This is a genomic window from Chryseobacterium tagetis, from assembly GCF_016735585.2.
GTDB lineage: Bacteria > Bacteroidota > Bacteroidia > Flavobacteriales > Weeksellaceae > Chryseobacterium > Chryseobacterium tagetis.
Map to the genome: position 1 here is coordinate 863,615 of NZ_JAERSE020000002.1, position 20,924 is coordinate 884,538.

The 20,924-nt window shown below is 35.2% G+C and carries 16 protein-coding genes; 10 read left to right on the forward strand and 6 right to left on the reverse strand.

Going from position 1 to position 20,924, the window contains the following annotated elements; all coding sequences use genetic code 11:
• The first annotated feature begins 11 nt into the window (after positions 1-11).
• The gene (gene thiH, locus JI747_RS09485) at positions 12-1,130 is read left to right on the forward strand and encodes a 2-iminoacetate synthase ThiH (protein WP_225688038.1); all 1,119 of its coding nucleotides are present in this window, start codon (positions 12-14) and stop codon (positions 1,128-1,130) included.
• A 165-nt stretch (positions 1,131-1,295) separates the two neighbouring features.
• Positions 1,296-2,006 carry a HesA/MoeB/ThiF family protein gene (locus tag JI747_RS09490; protein WP_225688039.1) on the forward strand — a complete coding sequence of 237 codons (711 nt, stop codon included), beginning with the start codon at positions 1,296-1,298 and terminating at the stop codon, positions 2,004-2,006.
• Between the two features lie 60 nt (positions 2,007-2,066).
• Here JI747_RS09490 and JI747_RS09495 read toward each other — a convergent pair whose 3' ends face one another.
• The 3 genes from JI747_RS09495 to JI747_RS09505 all read right to left on the reverse strand — a co-directional run bounded on the left by JI747_RS09495 (position 2,067) and on the right by JI747_RS09505 (position 5,936).
• Complete coding sequence (locus JI747_RS09495; protein ID WP_225688040.1) at positions 2,067-4,202, reverse strand: outer membrane beta-barrel family protein; 2,136 nt, start codon at positions 4,200-4,202, stop codon at positions 2,067-2,069.
• Between the two features lie 67 nt (positions 4,203-4,269).
• Positions 4,270-5,085 (reverse strand): DUF5694 domain-containing protein, encoded by an 816-nt coding sequence (locus tag JI747_RS09500; protein WP_225688041.1) that lies wholly within the window; start codon positions 5,083-5,085, stop codon positions 4,270-4,272.
• 11 nt (positions 5,086-5,096) lie between these two features.
• Positions 5,097-5,936 (reverse strand): DUF5694 domain-containing protein, encoded by an 840-nt coding sequence (locus JI747_RS09505; RefSeq protein ID WP_225688042.1) that lies wholly within the window; start codon positions 5,934-5,936, stop codon positions 5,097-5,099.
• A 159-nt stretch (positions 5,937-6,095) separates the two neighbouring features.
• Here JI747_RS09505 and JI747_RS09510 point away from each other — a divergent pair, with 159 nt between their 5' ends.
• Complete coding sequence (locus JI747_RS09510; RefSeq protein WP_225688043.1) at positions 6,096-7,106, forward strand: sensor histidine kinase; 1,011 nt, start codon at positions 6,096-6,098, stop codon at positions 7,104-7,106.
• On the forward strand, positions 7,099-7,785 hold the full coding sequence (locus JI747_RS09515; RefSeq protein WP_225688045.1) for a LytR/AlgR family response regulator transcription factor: 687 nt from the start codon (positions 7,099-7,101) through the stop codon (positions 7,783-7,785). Before JI747_RS09510 ends, JI747_RS09515 begins: the two co-directional genes overlap by 8 nt.
• Positions 7,786-7,839: 54 nt before the next feature.
• On the opposite strand, the gene JI747_RS09520 is transcribed toward JI747_RS09515, so the two are convergent.
• Both JI747_RS09520 and JI747_RS09525 read right to left on the reverse strand, forming a co-directional pair.
• Positions 7,840-10,110, reverse strand: coding sequence for an aconitate hydratase (locus tag JI747_RS09520; protein ID WP_225688047.1), 2,271 nt, complete (start codon positions 10,108-10,110; stop codon positions 7,840-7,842).
• Positions 10,111-10,413: 303 nt separating this feature from the next.
• The gene (locus JI747_RS09525; protein WP_225688049.1) at positions 10,414-13,194 is read right to left on the reverse strand and encodes a bifunctional aconitate hydratase 2/2-methylisocitrate dehydratase; all 2,781 of its coding nucleotides are present in this window, start codon (positions 13,192-13,194) and stop codon (positions 10,414-10,416) included.
• A gap of 349 nt (positions 13,195-13,543) precedes the next feature.
• Here JI747_RS09525 and JI747_RS09530 point away from each other — a divergent pair, with 349 nt between their 5' ends.
• The 4 genes from JI747_RS09530 to JI747_RS09545 all read left to right on the forward strand — a co-directional run bounded on the left by JI747_RS09530 (position 13,544) and on the right by JI747_RS09545 (position 18,171).
• A complete protein-coding gene (locus tag JI747_RS09530) occupies positions 13,544-14,305 on the forward strand; it encodes a WG repeat-containing protein (RefSeq protein ID WP_225688050.1) in 762 nt (253 codons plus the stop codon).
• Positions 14,306-14,493: 188 nt separating this feature from the next.
• Positions 14,494-16,599, forward strand: coding sequence for a TonB-dependent receptor (locus JI747_RS09535; RefSeq protein WP_225688052.1), 2,106 nt, complete (start codon positions 14,494-14,496; stop codon positions 16,597-16,599).
• A 307-nt stretch (positions 16,600-16,906) separates the two neighbouring features.
• On the forward strand, positions 16,907-17,665 hold the full coding sequence (locus tag JI747_RS09540; RefSeq protein ID WP_225688054.1) for an HU domain-containing protein: 759 nt from the start codon (positions 16,907-16,909) through the stop codon (positions 17,663-17,665).
• Positions 17,653-18,171, forward strand: coding sequence for an acyl-CoA thioesterase (locus tag JI747_RS09545; RefSeq protein ID WP_225688056.1), 519 nt, complete (start codon positions 17,653-17,655; stop codon positions 18,169-18,171). The genes JI747_RS09540 and JI747_RS09545 overlap by 13 nt, the downstream gene beginning before the upstream one ends.
• On the opposite strand, the gene JI747_RS09550 is transcribed toward JI747_RS09545, so the two are convergent.
• Positions 18,168-18,524, reverse strand: coding sequence for a hypothetical protein (locus JI747_RS09550; protein WP_225688059.1), 357 nt, complete (start codon positions 18,522-18,524; stop codon positions 18,168-18,170). The genes JI747_RS09545 and JI747_RS09550 overlap by 4 nt on opposite strands.
• A gap of 96 nt (positions 18,525-18,620) precedes the next feature.
• On the opposite strand from JI747_RS09550, the gene JI747_RS09555 reads away from it, so the two are divergent.
• A complete protein-coding gene (locus tag JI747_RS09555) occupies positions 18,621-19,550 on the forward strand; it encodes a 2-hydroxyacid dehydrogenase (protein ID WP_225688061.1) in 930 nt (309 codons plus the stop codon).
• 94 nt (positions 19,551-19,644) lie between these two features.
• Positions 19,645-20,904 (forward strand): serine hydrolase domain-containing protein, encoded by a 1,260-nt coding sequence (locus JI747_RS09560; protein WP_225688063.1) that lies wholly within the window; start codon positions 19,645-19,647, stop codon positions 20,902-20,904.
• The last annotated feature ends 20 nt before the right edge of the window (positions 20,905-20,924 follow it).

Consider the following 20,924-nt stretch of genomic DNA (forward strand, 5'->3'; position numbering starts at 1 on the left):
AGCTAAATATTATGAAAAGTTTTAAAGATTTTTTTGAGAATTATCAATGGGATGAAGTGAAGGCGAGGCTTGAAAAAGTAACGCTATCTGATGTGGAAAGAAGTCTTCAGAAAAAGAATAAAACAATCGAAGACTTTCTGAATTTTCTTTCACCTGTTGCCGCTCAGAAGCTTGAAGTAATGGCGAAAATGACTCAGCAGCTTACTCAAAAACGTTTCGGGAAAACCATTCAGCTGTATGCTCCGTTGTACCTGAGTAATGAATGTCAGAATATCTGTACCTATTGCGGTTTTAGCTTAGATAATTCCATTAAAAGAAAAACGCTCACTGATACAGAATTGATGATCGAAGCAACGGTTTTAAAGTCAATGGGAGTCAATCATGTGTTGCTGGTAAGCGGAGAAGCCAATAAAACAGTCGGGATTGATTATTTTCTGAATGCTGTAAAATTATTAAAACCACATTTTGCCAATATTTCTATCGAAGTTCAGCCTTTATCAGAGGAAGAATATCAACAGTTGCATGAGGCGGGTGTAAACGCGGTCTTGGTCTATCAGGAAACCTATCATCAGGAAGTTTATAAAGAATATCATCCGAAAGGAAAAAAATCAAATTTCAATTTCCGTCTGGAAACTCCCGACAGAATTGGTAAAGCAGGAATTCATAAAATGGGATTGGGAGTTTTATTAGGCTTAGAAGACTGGAGAGTGGACAGTTTTTTCAACGCTCTTCATATCGATTATCTCCAAAAACAATATTGGAAAAGCAGATATTCGGTTTCTTTTCCAAGGCTTCGACCAGCGGAAGGAATTATTGAACCTAATTTTATCATGTCAGATAGAGATCTGTTACAATTGATCTGCGCTTACAGAATCTGGAATGAAGAGTTGGAAATCTCTATTTCTACCCGGGAAAATGAAAAATTCAGAAATCATATTGTTTCACTGGGCGCAACGGCAATGAGTGCTGCTTCTAAAACCAATCCGGGAGGATATGCGGTCGATAAAGAATCCTTAGAACAGTTTGAAACAAGCGATGAAAGAAGCATGGATGAAATTAAAAATGTCATTAAAAAAGCAGGTTACGATCCGATCATGAAAGACTGGGATGCTGTTTATAATGGTGCTTAAAATATGGTAACGCGAAGCTCACAAAGATTTTATTTAACTATTATATTTTTTTAGTTCGCAAGGGCATTTAATCGTTGCTAAATGAAATGCCTTTGCGAAACAAAAATATGCGGAATAATTTTTAAAATTAACCTTGCGTGTTTGCGTTTAAAATCAATGAATAAAATGAAAAACGAAGATATCTTCTCAAGATACAGCCGACAGATTTTTATTGAGGAAATCGGTTTGGAAGGTCAGCGAAAAATAATGAATGCTAAAGTCTTGGTAATTGGAGCCGGAGGTCTGGGAAGTCCTGTAATCCAATATTTGACTGCCGCTGGAGTTGGAATATTGGGAGTTATAGATTTTGATGAAGTTGAACTCCATAATTTGAACCGACAAACCATTCATAATGAAAACTCTATCGGGATTTCTAAAGTGAAAAGTGCTAAAGAATTTGTGAAAAACTTAAATCAGCGGGTGAAATTTATCTCCATTGAAGAAAAAATTGATGAGTCAAATGCGGAAGACATTATTTCTCAATTTGATATGGTTGTTGATGGTTCGGATAATTTTAAAACGAGATATTTAGTTAATGATATTTGTGTCAAACTCAATAAGCCTTTAGTCTACGGAAGTATTCTTGGTTTTTCCGGGCAGGTTGCGATTTTCAATTATAATGGAAGCAAGAATTTAAGAGATATTTTTCCTGAGCCTCCTTTCGATGAAGATATTCCGGATTGCGATAGTTTGGGCGTTCTTGGTGCATTACCGGGAATTGTAGGAAGTATGATGGCTAATCTCACTTTGAAACTCATCACGGATTTACCTTTACAATTAAATCAAATCACATTAATCGATACACTGGAATGGAGATTTCAGACAATTGATTTTTAAATTATATTGTTTTAAAAGAAACGAGTCAGCAAACATTTTGCTGACTCGTTTTTACTTGTATTACTGTCCTTGGTTCATTACTCCGCCATTGTTTTCACTTTGCGTTGTATTCTTGATCATATTAGGATCCTCTTTAGCCAGTTTGTTTTTAGTAGGAATTTTATAATTGACAGAAATTCCGAAACTTCTGCTGTCAAATTTATTTGAGGTATATACACTTCCTCCGGTTGAACGGGCGATAATGACACTCTTATTCTGATTGAAAATATCTCTTGCATATACAGAAAGATTAAGTCTTTCTGACATAAATTTCTTTGAGATCGTTATGTCAAGAGCATTATTAAGAGGTTTCTCAAGCTCGAAGTAATAAAAATTTCCTCTCGCAGGAATGATATTGTAATTCGCCTGAAGTCTGATGTCCTTTGGTAAAATAAACTGCCCCATCAAGCTGAAAATCCAGAATCCTTTCGTTTTAATATCGGGCATTTCCTGAAGCTGATATCCTGTATAAATATATAAAAGGTTCATTTTATCAGGATTTACATTGAACTTCATCAGTTCGCTGAATGGAGTAGTGAACAGCATAAAAGGAATCGGCATTCCAAAGTTGAAATTATGCGTTCTTAAACTGTTGACCTGTACCTGTTCATTTCTGATCAGATCGCCTTCCCGGGAAACTCTCTGAACAATTTGATCTTTTACCCAGCTTGTATTATAGCTGATGTAGGCATAATCAAACGCACTGATTTTGAATTCTGCATTGTCATAAATCGTAGGTTGCAGATTCGGATTTCCATTGGATGTAATCGTATTGTTTTTTAAAGTCGTGTTGTTGGGGTTCAATAATGAAACACTTGGTAGACTTATCTTTTTGTTATAATTCAGATTGACGAAAAGCTGCTTCATCAGATTATACTGTATGCTCGCATTTGGAAATACCTTGAATTTTTTAAACGCATTAAGATCTTTCTGCTCCAATTCATTATTGTCATTAAACATTCTCGTAATTCCGGTAATATTGTAGTTTTCAGCTCTTAGTCCGGCAATGAAATCAAACTTTTTCAGCTTGATCTGAAACTCTACATAACCAGAAGTGGTTTGTCTTGTATAATCTAAATTGACAATGCTTTTGTCTTTGGTTTCAAAATCCTGCTGATCAAATAATCCCCCAAAGCTTACTTTTCCCTCATCTAAAATTTTCAAAGGCTGAGAATAATCTATTTTGAAATTATACACATTGAATTTTGATGAATTGTCCAAAAGGTTAACATTGTTGGTGCTTTGCTGATTAAAATCAGAATTGCTATTGGTGTAAACGAATTTGAAATCCAGTTTTTTGTTTTTATCCTCAAACTTTTTCTGATACGTAGCAGCAGCTTCCTGTCTTAAACCTTTCGTATCACTGGTAAAATTACTTCTGGTAAACCCGTTTAAAAATTCATCCGAAGTAATAGATGATCCATTATTGTTGTGGCTAATGTCATAATTCAACAATAATCGGTCTTTTCCAAGTTCAAAAGTAAAGGCCGAATTCATATAATACGTTCTCCCTAAAGAGTTGGAATGGTTTTTACTCAATGCATCAAACTCTGAATCCGATAAACTTTCACGGTAATATTGCCCTAAATTTACCTGCCATCCAAACCATTTGTTTCTTGAGTTTAAAGCAAGGGAATTATTAAATCTGCTTCTGTATTTATCATAGTTTGAAAAACGGTAACCTCCGTTGTAGACTGCTGTAAGATAATTTTTTGCAGATTTGCTGGTAATGATATTTAAAATAGCCCCTCCGGAAGTTGCAGGGAATTCTGCGCCCGGCTGAGTGATGATTTCTATTCTCTCTACAGAATTGGCAGGCATTCCTTCCATGAAGGCGTTCAGTTCATTGCTGGAAATATTCAGAGGTCTTCCGTCCATATAGACTTCCAGAGGTTTTCCCTGATACATGATTCCTACCATATCTGAAGCAACCAATCCTGGAAGCTTCTTGATTCCTTCCATTAAGGAACCTGAATTAAGGCTTGGCTGTTCCGAAAAATCAAAAATCGTACGGTCTGCTTTTTGTTCAACGGCTTTTTTAGTTTTGGTAAGTGTTACTTCCTGTATTTCTTTTTCTTTTACTTTAGAGTCCTTGCTTTCTTGGGCAAAAATGAACCCGGAACTTAATAGGGAGAGCGCGAGTATAGTTTTCTTCATTGTGAGATTTATATATAGTTTGACGAAGAAAAGTGAATTTTGTTACAAACTATTTCGATTAAAGAAATTATTTTAAATAATTAAGAGTGTTTTCCAATAAATATTTAGGGCTTCTTCTTAAAAAATCCATGAAGAATGCGGTGTGGGTTCCTCCCATAAGAATAAATATTCTGTCGTTTTTATCAACCTGAATTTGATTTAAATTAGAAAACATAACCAGATTTCGATGATAAAATTTCGCGGCTTCATCTGCTCCTTCAGATTTTCCTTTTGATGAAACATACGTAAGAATATCTGCATTGATGTTGATTAAACTTTCCAGATACTTTGGCTGATTATTAAGTTTAAATAATTGCTGAAACGGAATTCCCGTTTCCGGATTTATTTTCTCATTTTCTTCGATCAGATTCCAATAATCTCCAGTCGTTTTTTTGTCTACTTTTTGGGGAACAAGCCTTTCAACTCTATAATTGTAGCTTTCTTTATAATCTATTCCGTAAATTTTTTTTGTTCCGCTTAATCTTCCTACTTCATAGGCGAGAAGTTCCCTTTCATCAGGATTCTTAAACTTTGTATCCGGATTTTTTACATAATTAAGATAATCGATGTTGCGTACACTGTCGTTCTTCGGAAGATCTTCAATAATGATAATAGTAGGCTTGAATTTTGCCAGCATTTTGGCCAGTTTTTTTACTTCATTCTGATTGTTGAGATTATGCTCATCAAATTCAGTACTCGTTGCATCTGAGGTTTCTCCCATATGAAAAGTGGCCACATTCAACACGGGAACAGCATTATCAAACTTATCTTTAAATTCAAACTTTTGTGCTGTCAGTGAAAGTGAAAAAAAGGACAGGATAATAATTGAGGTAAGTATTTTCATGATTGTTTTAGTTACTTTAATGAATCAAATTCTATATAATCAAATTCCGGTGATGAGGTAAAGAGCTGTCTTAAAACAGAAGCATGGCCATTTCCAACTATCACCAGGATGCGGTCTTCGGAATTATGAGGAATATTCTGAATATTTCTGAACATTCTAAGATTTCTATTGTACCAGTATAAAGCCAGCATATCAGCTCCGTCGTGCTCTCTCAGTTTAAAATCTCCGGTCAGATAAGCACCATATTCGTATTGGTGGTATTCTTTACTGTTCATAAATTTGAAAAGATCAAGCAATGATTTGAAGTTTTTAGGTTCAGAACTTTTAAAAAAAGCATTGTATTGCTTTGAAATCGTATCATCACTTAAAAAATCATAATCTGCACTTATATTCTGAAAATACAAGGAGTCTTTCTTTCCGAATTTTTCACGCAGATCATCCAGAATAGAATTGGCATCAATACTGTATAATTCATTTAGATTCAATTCCTTCGCCGTACGCATGGCAATCTGATACCTTTCATCTCTTTGTTTTGTGTGTTTACCTTCTTTGTACTCTTTTAATTTTTGGTTGGCATTCCAGTTTGGCCATGCTTCAATGGCGATTTTCGTAGGGTTGAATTTTTTGATATAATTAATAAGTTCCGTTACTTCTTTTGAAGTTTTGGGTGACAGAACATCGATTTGATCACCTTTCTCTGTTTTGTGCGCATCAAGATTTGGATAATCAAAATGAAAAGAACCTACAACAAGAACTTTCGTTTTGGGATCCGGAAAATATTCTGATGGTTTTTTCTGAGCCGAAACTAATGCGGATAAACAAATTAGAACGGTATATAATAATGTTTTCATGGAGTAATTTTTTTGACAAATTTATAGGCTCGGAGAATGAGATAAAATATTGTTTCGATCAATACAGAATGAATTAGGATGAAACAATTTTCATCGGATAAAAAGAATCGTTTGTCGAAAAATAAGAATTGAATTTGTAAGAAAATATATTTTTGTTGTATGAAAATAAACAAGCTTTTTTATCTCCACCTTTTCTTTTGGACGATCTATCTTACCGGATCGGTTGTTCTTCCGTATTTAGCTTTCGACAGTAAAAATAATATCTTTAATGTTACATTCTTTTTCACGAGTATTATCTGCTTTTATGTCAATTACTTTATAGTTGTTCCCAGATTTTTTGAAGGAAGTAAAATTTATAAATCTGTCATTGTTTTCTTTCTCAGTGCATGTTGTTTTGTCGGGGTGCGTTATGGGGTAGAAGAATGGTTTTTGCCACTTTTTTTCGGAATCAGGAATTATTCGGAGGAAACGCCGTTTATGTTTTATTTCTTTGATAATATTTTTTACAGCAGTACTACTATTTTTATCAGTACAACCTTTTGGTTTCTAAAATACTCGATTAATAGCGAACAGGAAAAAACAGCTTTGATGGAAGCAAAGAAAAATGCAGAATTACAGGCTTTAAAAACTCAAATTAATCCGCATTTTATTTTTAATTCTTTAAATAATATCTATTCTTTAGTCTATCAAAAATCGGATAAGGCATTGCCTGCGCTTGAAGAATTGAGCCAGTTATTGAGATACAGTACCAAAGATCTGGAAAAAGATTTCATCAGTTTAGACAAAGAAATCGGATATATTGATAGCTTGACTGCTCTTGAAAAATTAAGAATCAAAAATCCTGAATTATTAGTATTTGAAAAAAATATCAATCATCCCAAGTTGAATATTTCACCGATGATTTTAGTTCCTTTTGTGGAGAATGCTTTTAAACATGGAGATTTCCGTGATAAAGGTTTTCAAATGAAAGTTTCGGATGAGCAGCAGATCCTTCATTTTTATCTTTTAAATTATAAAAAAGAAAGAATGAAAGATTCGGTTTCAGGAATTGGAATTGAAAATGTAAAAAAGAGGCTGGAAATTCTTTATCCCAAAAAGTATGAGCTGAACATAAAAGATTCAGAAACGGAATTTGTCGTAGATTTAAAGATTGATTTACGAAATGAATAAAATTAAATGTATTGTGGTAGATGACGAACCGTTGGCAATTTCGCTTTTGGAAAGTTATATCCGGAAAGTTCCTTTTCTTGAACTGGTTTTCTCTGCCGAAAACCCGATCGAAGCCTTAGAATTTATTCAGAATCACGAAGCTGATCTTGTTTTTCTTGATATTCAGATGCCTGAACTGACAGGAATCAATTTCATGAAAATTTTAGGTGACAAACTGAAATATGTTTTGACAACGGCTTACTCCGAATATGCTTTGGAAGGGTATGAACATAATATCGTCGATTATCTTTTAAAACCGATTTCCTTTGAGCGTTTTTATAAAAGTGCTTTAAAAGCTCAGGAACGTTTTGTTTTCAATGAAAATAAGGAAGATGCTCATTTCTTTGTAAAGTCTTCAGGACAGCAGCACAGAATCAATTTTGAAAGTATTCTGTATGTGGAAAGCATCAAAGATTATGTAAATATCCGCACTTCGGAGCAGGAATATATTGTTTTGGATACTTTGAAATCGATGGAACAGCAACTTCCTGATCATTCTTTTGTGAGAATACATAAGTCATTTATTATTAATTTAAATCAGATTAAAAACTTAGGAAGCAAAAAAGTAACTCTGATTTCTGAGCATGAAATTCCGATAGGAGAGAGTTTCAGAATGAATCTTCTGACCAGAATAAAATGAAAAAGCAACTTCAATTTGAAGTTGCTTTTTTCTATGATTAATTCAATCTAACAATTAATTTTTCTCTTGTTGTTTGATCAGATTCAAAGCAGAACCTGCTTTAAACCACTCAATCTGCTGATCATTATAGGTATGGTTTGCCAGGATAATGTCTTTTGATCCGTCTTTATGAACGAATTCTAAAGTTAATTGCTTTCCTGGAGCAAACTGATCAAGATCTAAGAAGTTTACCGTGTCATCTTCTAAGATTTTATCATAATCAGCCTCGTTTGCGAATGTAATTCCTAACATCCCTTGTTTTTTAAGGTTCGTTTCGTGAATTCTCGCAAATGATTTTACCAGTACTGCTTTTACACCAAGGTGTCTTGGTTCCATTGCAGCGTGTTCCCTTGAAGAGCCTTCCCCATAGTTTTGGTCTCCAACAACGATCGTAGGAACGCCGGCAGCCTTGTAAGCTCTCTGTACAGCAGGAACTTCTCCGTATTCTCCCGTTAATTCATTTTTAACGTTATTGGTTTCCATGTTGTAAGCATTTACAGCTCCAATCAACATATTGTTTGAAATATTATCAAGGTGACCTCTGTATTTCAACCAAGGTCCTGCCATAGAAATGTGGTCGGTTGTACATTTTCCGAAAGCTTTAATTAAAACTTTAGCTCCGGTAATATTTTTACCATCCCAAGCAGGGAATTCTTCCAACAGTTGAAGTCTGTCTGAAGTTGGACTTACATTTACCACAACACTAGAACCGTCTTCAGATGGAGCCTGATATCCGTTGTCATCTACTGCGAATCCTTTTTCCGGTAATTCGAAACCTTTTGGCTCGTTTAATTTTATTTGTTCCCCAGATTCATTGGTTAGTGTATCTGTGATAGGGTTGAAATCTAATCTTCCTGAAATAGCGATTGCCGCTACCATTTCCGGTGAAGCTACGAAAGCGTGTGTATTGGGGTTACCATCTGCTCTTTTCGCGAAGTTTCTGTTGAAAGAATGAATAATTGAGTTTTTCTCTCCTTTTTCAGCACCTTCTCTGTCCCATTGTCCGATACAAGGCCCGCAAGCATTGGTAAAGATTCTTGCATTTTCAAATTTTCTGAAAGAATTCAGGAATCCGTCTCTTTCTGCTGTGAATTTCACCTGCTCAGAACCTGGATTGATTCCTAAGATCGCTTTTGGTTTTACGCCTTTTGCCACGGCATCTTCAACGATAGAAGCTGCTCTTGATAAATCTTCATAAGAAGAGTTGGTACAAGAACCAATCAATGCCCATTCTACTTCCAAAGGCCATCCGTTGGCTTCTGATTTAGCTCTGAATTCAGAAACAGGAGTTGCCAAATCCGGAGTGAAAGGTCCGTTAAGGTGAGGAGCTAGTTCAGATAGGTTTATTTCAATTAATTGATCAAAATATTGTTCAGGGTTTGCATATACTTCAGCATCTCCTGTTAAGTGTTCCGCAATTGTATCAGCAGCATCTACGATATCCTGTCTTCCAGTTGCGGCTAAATATCTTCTCATAGAATCATCATATCCGAAAGTGGAAGTTGTCGCTCCAATTTCAGCACCCATGTTACAGATAGTCCCTTTACCGGTTGCTGAAAGAGATTGTGCTCCCTCTCCGAAGTATTCTACGATGCATCCTGTTCCTCCTTTTACAGTAAGGATTCCTGCTACTTTTAAGATAACGTCTTTTGCAGAAGTCCATCCGTTCATTTTACCGGTTAATTTTACACCGATCAATTTTGGCATTTTAAGCTCCCAAGCCATTCCTGCCATAACATCCACTGCATCAGCTCCACCTACACCAATTGCTACCATTCCTAATCCTCCTGCATTTACCGTGTGAGAGTCTGTACCGATCATCATCCCTCCAGGGAAAGCATAATTCTCTAATACAACCTGGTGAATAATCCCAGCTCCCGGTTTCCAGAAACCAATACCATATTTATCACAAACTGAACCCAAGAAGTTGAAAACTTCTGAGTTTTTATTAAGACCTTCCTGTAAATCTGCCTGTGCACCCACTCTTGCCTGAATCAGGTGATCGGCGTGAGCTGTTGAAGGAACAGCAACCTTAGTTTTTCCGGCCTGCATAAACTGTAAAAGTGCCATTTGTGCGGTGGCATCCTGCATAGCTACTCTGTCTGGTGCAAAATCCACATAAGAGTTTCCTCTTTCATGGGCTTGTGTAGCATTTCCTTCCCAAAGGTGGGTGTAAAGAATTTTTTCTGAAAGGGTAAGAGGTTTTCCCACGATTTGTCTTGCCGCAGCAATTCTTTCTGGATAACGTTCGTACACTTTTTTGATCATATCAATATCAAAAGTCATATCTAATTTAGTTTTTGTTCTTTTTTAATAGGTTTTTCCGCGATTTTAGACGGAAAATTTCATCTCATACAATCCATCAAAATCTATTCCTACGGTTGGTATAATGGATAAATATGATAAATGATTAAAATATTTTATGACTATGAAGTTAAGGAAAAAATGATTTTTTTGACGTTGATATAGGGTAAAATAATTCTTATTGGTCTTAAATAGAACAGTTCTAAACAAAAAAATGGAAGACTTCAAAAAAGAAATCTTCCATTTACTTATTTTAAAATAGCCTTTCGACTATATTTTAATTTATTAATGACCAACTGCCACCAATTCTTTGATAGGAGGAACGAAAGTAGTTAAATCAATACCTTCTACGGCAGCTTTGTATTCATCAATATTAGGAATTCTTCCAATGATTGCAGATAAAACAACAACCGGAGTAGAAGCCAATAGAGATTCTCCTTTTTTACGTTCAGAATCTTCTACCACTCTTCCCTGGAATAGACGAGTAGAGGTTGCTAAAACAGTATCTCCTTTTTCAGCTTTTTCCTGATTACCCATACAAAGGTTACATCCAGGACGCTCAAGATACATCATATTTTCATACTGAGTACGAGCTTCGCCTTTTGGAGCGTTATCGTTAAATTCAAAACCTGAATATTTCTCTAATAATTCCCAGTCACCTTCAGCCTTTAATTCGTCGATGATGTTATAAGTAGGAGCAGCCACCACCAATGGTGCGTTAAATTCTACTTTACCATTTTGTTTTTCAAGATTTCTCAACATCTGAGAAACGATTTTTAAATCGCCTTTGTGAACCATACAAGAACCTACGAAACCAAGATCAACTTTTTTCTCACCTCCGTAGTAAGTAAGATCTCTGATGGTATCGTGAGTATATCTTTTAGAAACGTCATCATTGTTTACATCCGGGTCAGCAATCATAGGTTCAACGATTACATCAAGATCAACAACTACTTCTGCATAATATTTAGCATTTGCATCAGGAGTTAAAGCTGGTTTGTCACCACACTTGATTTCCTCGATTCTCTTGTTTGCTTTATTAATTAGGCCTTGAAGAACCTGATTGTGATTATCCATACCTTTATCAATCATAATCTGGATTCTGCTTTTTGCAATTTCCAATGATTCAATCAAAGTATCATCTTCAGAAATACAGATAGAAGCTTTTGCTTTCATCTCTGCAGTCCAGTCTGTGAATGTAAATGCCTGGTCAGCAGGAAGTGTTCCGATGTGAACCTCGATAATTCTTCCCTGGAATACGTTTTCACCGTCAAATTGCTTCAGCATCTGAGCCTGAGTTGCGTGCACTACATCACGGAAATCCATATGCTCTTTCATATCTCCTTTGAAAGTAACTTTTACAGATTCCGGAATTGGCATTGAAGCTTCACCTGTTGCCAAAGCTAAAGCTACCGTTCCTGAGTCAGCTCCGAAAGCAACTCCTTTTGACATTCTTGTGTGAGAGTCACCTCCGATGATGATTGCCCATTCGTCAACCGTAATATCATTAAGAACTTTGTGAATAACGTCTGTCATTGCGTGGTATTCACCTTTCGGGTCACGAGCTGTGATTACTCCGAAATCGTTCATGAATTTCATTAATTTAGGGATGTTAGCCTGAGCTTTTTTATCCCAAACAGAAGCAGTATGACAACCTGACTGATAAGCTCCGTCTACAATTGGAGAAATTACCGTTGCAGCCATAGATTCTAATTCCTGAGCAGTCATTAAACCTGTTGTATCCTGAGATCCGACAATGTTTACTTCTACACGAACGTCTGAACCTGCGTGCAATAATTTACCTTCAGTAACACCTACTGCATTTCTGTTGAAGATTTTTTCAACAGCAGTCAATCCCTGTCCTTCTATAGAAATTTCTTTTGAAGGGGCAAAAACTAAAGGAGCATTGATTCCTAACGTTTTAGCAGCAAAAGTTTGGATTTTTTTACCAAATACGATAGCATAAGAACCACCTGCTTTGATAAATTCTAATTTTTGAGGAGTAAATGATTTTGAAATGTCTTTCAATTCTTTATCTCCATTATATAATTTCTTTTCTTTCGTATTGATTGTTAAAACAGTTCCTGTAGCGATAGAATATTTTTCTTCTAAAACAATGTCACCGTTTTCATTACGAACAGGAGCTCCGTTTTCGTCAACTTTTTTAACCCAGTTTTGAAGGTCGATTCCGATACCTCCAGTTACGTCAACTGTAGTTAAGAAAATTGGAGAAATACCATTTGTTCCGGCTACGATTGGAGCGATGTTTACGAAAGGTACATAAGGACTTGCTTGTTTACCTGTCCAAAGAGCTACGTTGTTTACTCCCGACATACGAGAAGAACCAACACCCATTGTTCCTTTTTCTGCGATTAGCATTACACTTGCATCCGGATGTTGCGCTTGTAGAGCCTTGATTTCTTCCTGAGCTTGAGGAGTAATCATACATTTACCGTGTAATTCACGGTCAGATCTTGAGTGTGCTTGGTTACCCGGAGAAAGTAAATCTGTAGAAATATCTCCTTCACCAGCGATGAAAGTTACGACTTTGATTTCTTCAGCAACTTCCGGAAGTTTTGTGAAGAATTCAGCTTTTGCATAGCTTTCAAGAATTTCTTTTGCGATTTCGTTACCGCTATTGTAAGCGTCCTTTAAACGTTGCGTATCCGCATCATAAAGGAAAACCTGAGTTTTAAGAACTTTTGCCGCTTCGTGAGCGATTGCTGCATCATTCCCTAAAGCTAAATCCAACAATACTTCGATAGATTTACCTCCTTTCATATGAGATAGCAATTCGAAAGCGAAAGTAGGAGTGATTTCTTCTACTACAGATTCACCAAGAATGATTTCTTTTAAAAACTGAGCTTTTACACCTGCAGCACTTGTTGTTCCTGGTAGGGTGTTATAAATGAAAAAATTAAGAGAATCAGCCCTATATTCGTTAGCTGTATCTTTAATTTGTGCGATGATCTCGCTTAATAATTCTGCACTGTCAATCGGCTTTGGATGTAGCCCTTGGTTTTTTCTTTCTGCAATTTCTTGGATGTAATCCTGATACATATTCATAATAATAGAAGTCTTTTCAATCTTTATAAATAGATTATAATATAAGTTATAACCTAAATTTCTTTTAAAAGGAGTATTGATATGAAATCAAAACCAGCTAAAGAATATGATTTTTATGACATTTTTTGCCAAAAATCATTTCTTTATGATGCTTTTGTAATATCAAACCTAAAAACGTTCCCAAAATTACGAATTTTTAATATTTTATTAGAATTAATTTATTTAGATTCTTTATAAATATGTTTTTTAAATAATCTATTATGTTTTGAGTTTCATAGGGTTTTGATGATTTTTACCCCTTTTCAGTATATTAAAAAAATATATGTATTTTAGTATGACAAAACATATTATGAAAAATATTTATCAATTCTTGGCGGTGCTACTGTTTAGTGCTGCTTTTCCCCAGTCTAATCGTGTTGTTTCAGCCCCTGAAAAGCAATTTCCCGGTACCACACAGTTTACCCAGATGAGTTCTAGTCGTCCCGATCTCATCTCGTTATATGGAGATATTCCGTTGCTTATTCCTAAAAAACAAAATGGTAAAGTAGGCTATGTCAATCAAAAAGGACAGTTTATCATTCCTGCAGAATTTTATATCGGTATGTTCTTCGCTGAAGACTGTAACCTCCTTAATTCTACCAATGAAAAAGTAAGAAAATATGGAACAAAGGACTATGCAACGGTGGAAAAGGCACAGATTGCCTATAGAATAGATGCTTTTGGGAAAAAAGTATATCAATATAAAGATTCCGATTTAGGAAAATGTAAAAATACCTACGTAAAACAAAAATATGGAGCCTATAAAGACAAATACCTTTTCGGATTAGGAGATAATAACCTTTATAAAAATTCAAAAGTAACCTTTAAGTTTCAGATTGTTCCGCAATATGAAATGTTGTATGTGCTGGAAGGAAATGATCTGGAAAATCCTATGATGGTAGCTGTTGCCAACAATAAATTCGGAGTGATCAATAAAGACAATAAGATCATTATTCCTTTTGAATATGAAGATATTAAACTGAATTACAGCTGGAAACTGGGAGGGATGTTTGAGGTTTCAAAAGACGGTAGCAACTATTACTATGTAGACATCAGAAACAAAAAATATTGAAATAAGCATTTCATAAACAGAAAAAACCATACTTTTGCAGTCGAAATAAAGGGGTGCTGTAACAGGCTGAGATTATACCCAACGAACCTAGAACGGGTAATGCTGTTTAGGGAATTCGGCTTCAGAGCTGAAACTGTATAATATCTTATCAATCCCCTTTTATTCATTAAATTTTAAAAATTTATAGAATGAAAGGATTATTTTTTTTAGGGCTTACTGTTGGCTCTTTCGCCTTTTTGCAGGCACAAAATTCCGATTCCTTGAAAATAAAGGAAATTGAAGCTGTTAATTTTACCAAAAGACTTCCTGTTGCCAAGGAAATTATTAATGTTCAGAAAGATCTGGACAGCAAAAATCTAGGGCAGGATCTTCCTATTCTGCTTAAAAACCAGACGTCTATTATCTCTACTTCAGATGCAGGAAATGGAGTAGGTTACACAGGTTTTAGAATTCGTGGAGTTTCGGGAAGTGCCATCAATGTTATGATGAATGGAGTTCCATACAACGATTCTGAAAGTCAGGGTACTTTTTTCGTGAATGTTCCGGATCTTACAAGTTCTGCATCCCAGATTTTAATTCAAAGAGGAGTAGGAACTTCTAATAATGGCTCTGCGGCGTTTGGAGCAAGTATTAATGTGATTTCCAGAGATCCTGAAGAGAAGTTTTACTTTAAAACGGATGACAGTTACGGTTCATTTAATACCTACAAATATTCTGCGGAGATCGGTTCCGGGAAATTCTGGGGAAACCGTCTTTCTTTGATGGGGCGTTATACCCATATCAATTCCGATGGCTATATTGACAGAGCGTTTTCAAAGCTGGATTCTTACAATTTTACAGCTTTGTATGAAGAAGGGAAAACAAGAATCCGTTTAATGGCTTTCGGTGGAAAAGAAAAAACATACCAAGCCTGGAATGGGATCGACAGAGAGACCTGGGAAACTAATCCTAAATTTAATCCGTCTGGAGCTATTTACGATGCAAACTGGGAAAATATTGTTGGATTTTATGGCAATGAAACTGATAATTACAGACAAAACCATTATCAGTTGCTTTGGGAACAGAAGTTCAATGAGAAATGGAATTTAGAAACAACTTTACACTATACAAAAGGAAAAGGATATTACGAAAACTATAAACAAGGCGATCCTTTTGCAAGATATAACTTACCTGATTTTGGAGGAGAACAATACTCGGATTTCATCAGAAAAAAATGGCTGAATAACGATTTTTACGGAATGGTTTCCACACTATATGGGAAACTGGGAATTGTTGATGTAAACTTTGGAGCCGTAGCAAATCAGTATTATGGAAGACATTACGGAAATGTGACTGGAGTTTTTCTTCCTGAAATTGATGAACATGAATATTACAGAGGCCGTTCTGTGAAAAACGAAGTTTCAGGTTTTGCAAAAGCTTTGGTAAGAGTTCATGACTTTGAGTTCTTCGGAGATTTACAGCTTAGAAATGTGGATTATGATACAAAAATAATCACAGCAGGAGATGATGAGGGAGCGAATCTTGATAAAAACTGGCTGTTCTTCAATCCTAAAATTGGAGCCAACTATAAAATCGAAAACGGAAAAATATTTGTTTCCTATGCACATGCGCATCGTGAACCCAATAGAGATGATTTATTGGCGAACAATGATGTGAAAGCGGAAAAACTTCATGATTTTGAAGCCGGTTTTGAAAGACAATTCGGACCTGTGTCATTTACAGCCAACCTGTATTATATGTATTATGTCAATCAATTAGTATTGAATGGTGAATTAAATAATGTAGGAGCTTTCATCAGAACGAATTCGGGGAAAAGTTACAGAAGCGGAATTGAACTCGGTGCACTGGCAAAACTTTCGAAAAAGTGGGAGCTGACAGGAAACGTAAGTTTCAGCAACAACAGAAATTTAGATTTCAGGACTGAAAATGAAACAGAAGTGAAAAATCTTGGAAATACCCAGATTTCTTTTTCTCCGGATGTTATTGCCAACTTAGGATTGAAGTTTAATCCTACCAAAAGCTTTCAGTTTGCTTTGATGAATCAATACGTAGGAAAGCAATATCTTGATAATTCTGAAGATAAGAATCTGCAGTTGAAAGATTATTTCTTAACGGATTTTAATGCTCAGTATCAATTTACCATTGCTCATAATGAAGTTGCATTAAAACTGTTGGTGAACAATATCTTTAATAAGAAATATGTAAATAATGGAGCGGTTTGGGATGGAAGTCCTTATTATTTTTCACAGGCGGGAACCAATTTTATGTTTGGGATAAGCTGGAAAATTCACTAATCAATCGGCTATATTTAAAATAATTATATAGTAAAAAGTAAAAGTTAGATTTTGAAGACTGCTTCGGCAGTCTTTTTTATTTTAATCAATATTCTGCTTAAAAATTGTGAAAAATATAAAATTGAAAATTCAAAAGGATTCTGTTTTTAATAGAGGCAAAGTGCTATTTTTCAACTAAAATCTATGTATAATCTATATAATGATAAGAATTGATTAATAAATTCAGAAAAATAAGCTTTTTGAGAATCTTTTTTTATAATGAAAAATGCTTCAAGAAGTCAGGGAAAAGTTATAAATTTGCCACCAAATGAATATTTCAGCATACATTTTAGAATATTTGAAACAGTTCGGGAGCGTTGTGGTTCCTGGCTTTGGTGTGTTTTCTTTAGAAAATTCGAAAGCAATTATCAATTCTGATAACGGAAGTATTCTTCCTCCGGCAAGTCAGATTGCTTTTACTGCGGATTATGAAATTCAGTCCGAGGAATTAGCGGCATTTATTGCAGCCCAAAAACAAATGTCGTTGGGCGCTTCGAAAAGTGATCTGAAGATTCAGACCGATTTTTGGAAGAAAAAGCTTCAGGCAGATCAGGTATTGGAAATCCAGAATTTGGGGAAGCTTTCCCTGCATGATGATCAGATTACTTTTAGCGGTAAACGTCTTGAAAATGATCGTCCTGATTTTTACGGATTGGAAGAAATCAGAATTTCAGATATCAAAAACTCTGAAAAGAAAGAAAAACCGGCAGAACCTGAAAAAAATTATAAATTCAATAAATCTATTCTTTGGACGTTCCTTTTTGTGGTTCCTGTATTGGGAATTGCTTATTTAGGATATTCTCAGCAGGAATTGATTTTTGGGAAAAAGTCTTTTGACAGTGTTTCTGTGCAGACTAAAACTAAGAGAATAGAAAATGTAGTTCCTGTAAAAAAAGATTCTGCAACATTGAAAGTTTCAGATACCTTGAAAAAAGACTCTTTAAGAAAAGATTCTATCATAAAACCGGCTGTTATGAAAACAAACACGACAGCAACTTCAAAACCTAAATCGAAATGGCAAAAATAAAAAAAGCATCAGAGTCTCTGACGGTGATGACTAATATTGTACTTCCCAATGATACCAATCAGCTGAGAAATCTTTTTGGCGGAGAATTGTTGGCTAGAATGGACAGATGTGCATCAATCTCTGCAACAAGACATTGTGAAAGAAGAGTGGTAACGGCATCTGTAAATCACGTCTCTTTCGATCATCCTATTCCGGAAGGAGGAATTGTGGTAATGGAGTCTAAAGTTTCAAGAGCGTTCTCTACTTCAATGGAGATTTATGTAGATGTCTGGTTGGATGATCCGATCAATCAGAAAAAGATTCATACCAATTCAGGGATTTATACCTTTGTTGCGGTAGACGAATTTAACAGACCCATTCCAATTCCTGCAATGGAACCGGAAACTGAGCTTGAAAAAGATCGTTTTGCAGCAGCTCTAAGAAGAAAAGAACTTTCATTAATTCTTTCCGGAAGAATGAAACCTTCAGAATCTGTAGAATTAAAGAAACTTTTTCAGGAAGCTTAAATAATTTCTTTCAAACTCAGCCCAATTAAAATAAGTGTAACAACTAAAGATATCACCGACAAAAATATTTGTCGGTTTTTTATTGCATTCTCTCGGGAAGCTTCGAGATAATCATTTTTTTCTCCAAATGCTTTTTGAGGATACCAGATAATCAATCCTATCAATAAGAGTAAAATCGAATTGAGACCAACCTGTAGCCACAAAAATAGTTTACTTCCAAAACCATCCGGACCTTCTCCGGAATAATGAATGGGAATAATTTCCTGAACAGAAGAAAATTTAATTCCTAAAAAAAGACTATAAGCTAATAATAACAATACAGAAAGCCCGAAAATAAACTTATGCAAATTCATAAGATGAAAAAATTGAAAAATTCTATCTTGCAAAAGATATTTCTAAATCTCTGAAACTTACCTTTGCATCAACAAATATAAAGAATTATGTCTTCTATGAGAATTTTACTCCTCGATAAAAATCATCCGCTTATTACAGAACAGCTTTTGGCTAAAGATTGTATCCTGGAAGAAGATTTTTCGTCTTCTTATGATGAGGTTTGCAGTAAAATTGAAAACTATGATGGGGTGATTATCAGAAGCAGAATTCCTTTGGATAAGAACTTTTTGGAAAAGGCAAAAAACCTGAGATTCATTGCAAGAGTAGGAGCGGGAATGGAAAATATTGATATTCCTGTCGCTGAAAAATTAGGAATACAGCTGATTAATTCTCCTGAAGGTAACAGAGATTCTGTGGCAGAACATGTGGTAGGAATGTTACTGATTTTAATGAACCGTCTTTTTATTGCTTCTCAGGAAGTCAAAAACGGAATCTGGCTTCGTGAAGAAAACAGGGGAGATGAACTTCTTGGGAAAACGGTAGGTTTAATCGGTTATGGAAATATGGGAAAGGCAACGGCAAAAAGACTTTCAGGTTTTGGCTGTAAAGTGATCTTCCATGATATTCTTCCTGATCTTTCGGATGAATATGCGAAGCAGGTTTCTTTAGAAGAATTAAAAGAAAAAGCTGAGGTTTTAAGTTTGCATATTCCATTGACTGAAGAAACGCATTATCTGATCGATTCAGCATTCATCGCTGAAATGAAAAATGAGTTTTATTTTGTGAATACGGCAAGAGGAAAAAATGTAGAAACTGAAAGTTTAGTTGATGCGATAGAATCCGGAAAAGTAAAAGGGGCCTGTCTCGATGTATTGGAGTACGAAAAATCTTCTTTCGAGAATATAGAAGCTGAAACTGAAACATTACAATATCTTTTAAATTCAGAAAAAGCAATTGTGACTCCACATATTGCGGGATGGACGCATCAAAGTAAAGAAAAACTGGCACAGGTAATCGTAGATAAAATTGTTGCTTCGTTTTTATAGCCTACTTCCAATTATGTTAAATAAGTCTTAATATATCACTCATATTTAATATTTTCTTAGGGTTTTATTAAATTGCCATTCATTTTAGAAATTCATGAAGAAGCTTAGTTTTGTACTTATTTCCGCCCTATTTTTTTGTGTTACATCCTGTAAAAAGAAAGAAGAAAAACAATCTGAACCTGTTTATACTTCCAACCTGCCTAATTATGGAAAGGTAGATCTAAATACTGTTTTTACAGATGAAGACAGAATGCTTTCAGATAAAAATACGATTACTCAATACATAGATCAGTACTATCAGAAAGTTTGGGAAAAGGGAAATCTGAGCGGAGGGATTTTAGTGGCAAAAGGAGATGATATCCTTTACGAAAACTATAGAGGATTCGGAAGGGAGGGAAACCAGATGCCAATTGACAAAAATACGCCTTTGCATGTCGCTTCGGTTTCAAAGACCATGACGGCCATGGCAATGATGAAATTGATAGAAGCCGGAAAAGTCAAATTATCGGATCATTTAATTGATCTTTTTCCGGGATTTCCATATCCGAATGTTACTGTTCAGACGTTATTAGATCAAAGGAGCGGTCTTCCGAAATATGAATATTTTATCACGAAAATAAAACCAGCACCGGAAGAATTATCCAAGTCATTTATTACGAATCAGGATGTATTGAATATGATTATTAAATACAAACCTGATTTGGCCAGAGAGACAGATACAGGATTTATGTATTGCAATACCAATTTTGCTTTATTGGCTTTAGTGATTGAAAAAGTGACGAAAACGCCTTTTCCTCAAGCGATGAAAGAAATGGTTTTTGCTCCGCTTAAAATGGATCACACTTATATCTTTCAGGAAAAAGATATTCCTACGGCGTCTCAGTCATTTTATTACGGAGGAAATAAATTGTATCCTTTAGATCGGCTGGATCTTATCTATGGAGACAAAAATGTATATACTACACCAAGAGATCTTTTCAATTTCTCAAAAGCAATGTTTTCTAAAGATTTCTTAAAGCCTGAATTGATGAAGATGGTTTTCGAGCCGTACAGTAATGAAAAATTCGGAATGAACAACTATGGTTTAGGATTTAGAATGAAGATTTTTGATAACGGAGAAAAGCTGACGTATCACAACGGATGGTGGCATGGAACCAATTCTGTTTTTGCGCATTTATTGAAATCTAAAGTGACGATTGTTGCTATTGGGAATAAATATTCAGGAAGAGTGTACACGGCATTGGCTTTGTCCGGATTATTTGAAGATTTTCCGCCACAAAAAGCAAAACTACATACGGTAATGAACGATAATAAAGATTCTTTGAACGGAGGAAATGAAGTTTTTGGAGAATAATGTTTACTTTTGTTCAAACG

Bases quoted from the DNA above. Each gene is read 5' to 3' on its own strand.
- thiH (WP_225688038.1), top strand. From the start codon at position 12: ATGAAAAGTTTTAAAGATTTTTTTGAGAATTATCAATGGGATGAAGTG.
- JI747_RS09490 (WP_225688039.1), top strand. From the start codon at position 1,296: ATGAAAAACGAAGATATCTTCTCAAGATACAGCCGACAGATTTTTATT.
- JI747_RS09495 (WP_225688040.1), bottom strand. From the start codon at position 4,202: ATGAAGAAAACTATACTCGCGCTCTCCCTATTAAGTTCCGGGTTCATT.
- JI747_RS09500 (WP_225688041.1), bottom strand. From the start codon at position 5,085: ATGAAAATACTTACCTCAATTATTATCCTGTCCTTTTTTTCACTTTCA.
- JI747_RS09505 (WP_225688042.1), bottom strand. From the start codon at position 5,936: ATGAAAACATTATTATATACCGTTCTAATTTGTTTATCCGCATTAGTT.
- JI747_RS09510 (WP_225688043.1), top strand. From the start codon at position 6,096: ATGAAAATAAACAAGCTTTTTTATCTCCACCTTTTCTTTTGGACGATC.
- JI747_RS09515 (WP_225688045.1), top strand. From the start codon at position 7,099: ATGAATAAAATTAAATGTATTGTGGTAGATGACGAACCGTTGGCAATT.
- JI747_RS09520 (WP_225688047.1), bottom strand. From the start codon at position 10,110: ATGACTTTTGATATTGATATGATCAAAAAAGTGTACGAACGTTATCCA.
- JI747_RS09525 (WP_225688049.1), bottom strand. From the start codon at position 13,194: ATGAATATGTATCAGGATTACATCCAAGAAATTGCAGAAAGAAAAAAC.
- JI747_RS09530 (WP_225688050.1), top strand. From the start codon at position 13,544: ATGAAAAATATTTATCAATTCTTGGCGGTGCTACTGTTTAGTGCTGCT.
- JI747_RS09535 (WP_225688052.1), top strand. From the start codon at position 14,494: ATGAAAGGATTATTTTTTTTAGGGCTTACTGTTGGCTCTTTCGCCTTT.
- JI747_RS09540 (WP_225688054.1), top strand. From the start codon at position 16,907: ATGAATATTTCAGCATACATTTTAGAATATTTGAAACAGTTCGGGAGC.
- JI747_RS09545 (WP_225688056.1), top strand. From the start codon at position 17,653: ATGGCAAAAATAAAAAAAGCATCAGAGTCTCTGACGGTGATGACTAAT.
- JI747_RS09550 (WP_225688059.1), bottom strand. From the start codon at position 18,524: ATGAATTTGCATAAGTTTATTTTCGGGCTTTCTGTATTGTTATTATTA.
- JI747_RS09555 (WP_225688061.1), top strand. From the start codon at position 18,621: ATGAGAATTTTACTCCTCGATAAAAATCATCCGCTTATTACAGAACAG.
- JI747_RS09560 (WP_225688063.1), top strand. From the start codon at position 19,645: ATGAAGAAGCTTAGTTTTGTACTTATTTCCGCCCTATTTTTTTGTGTT.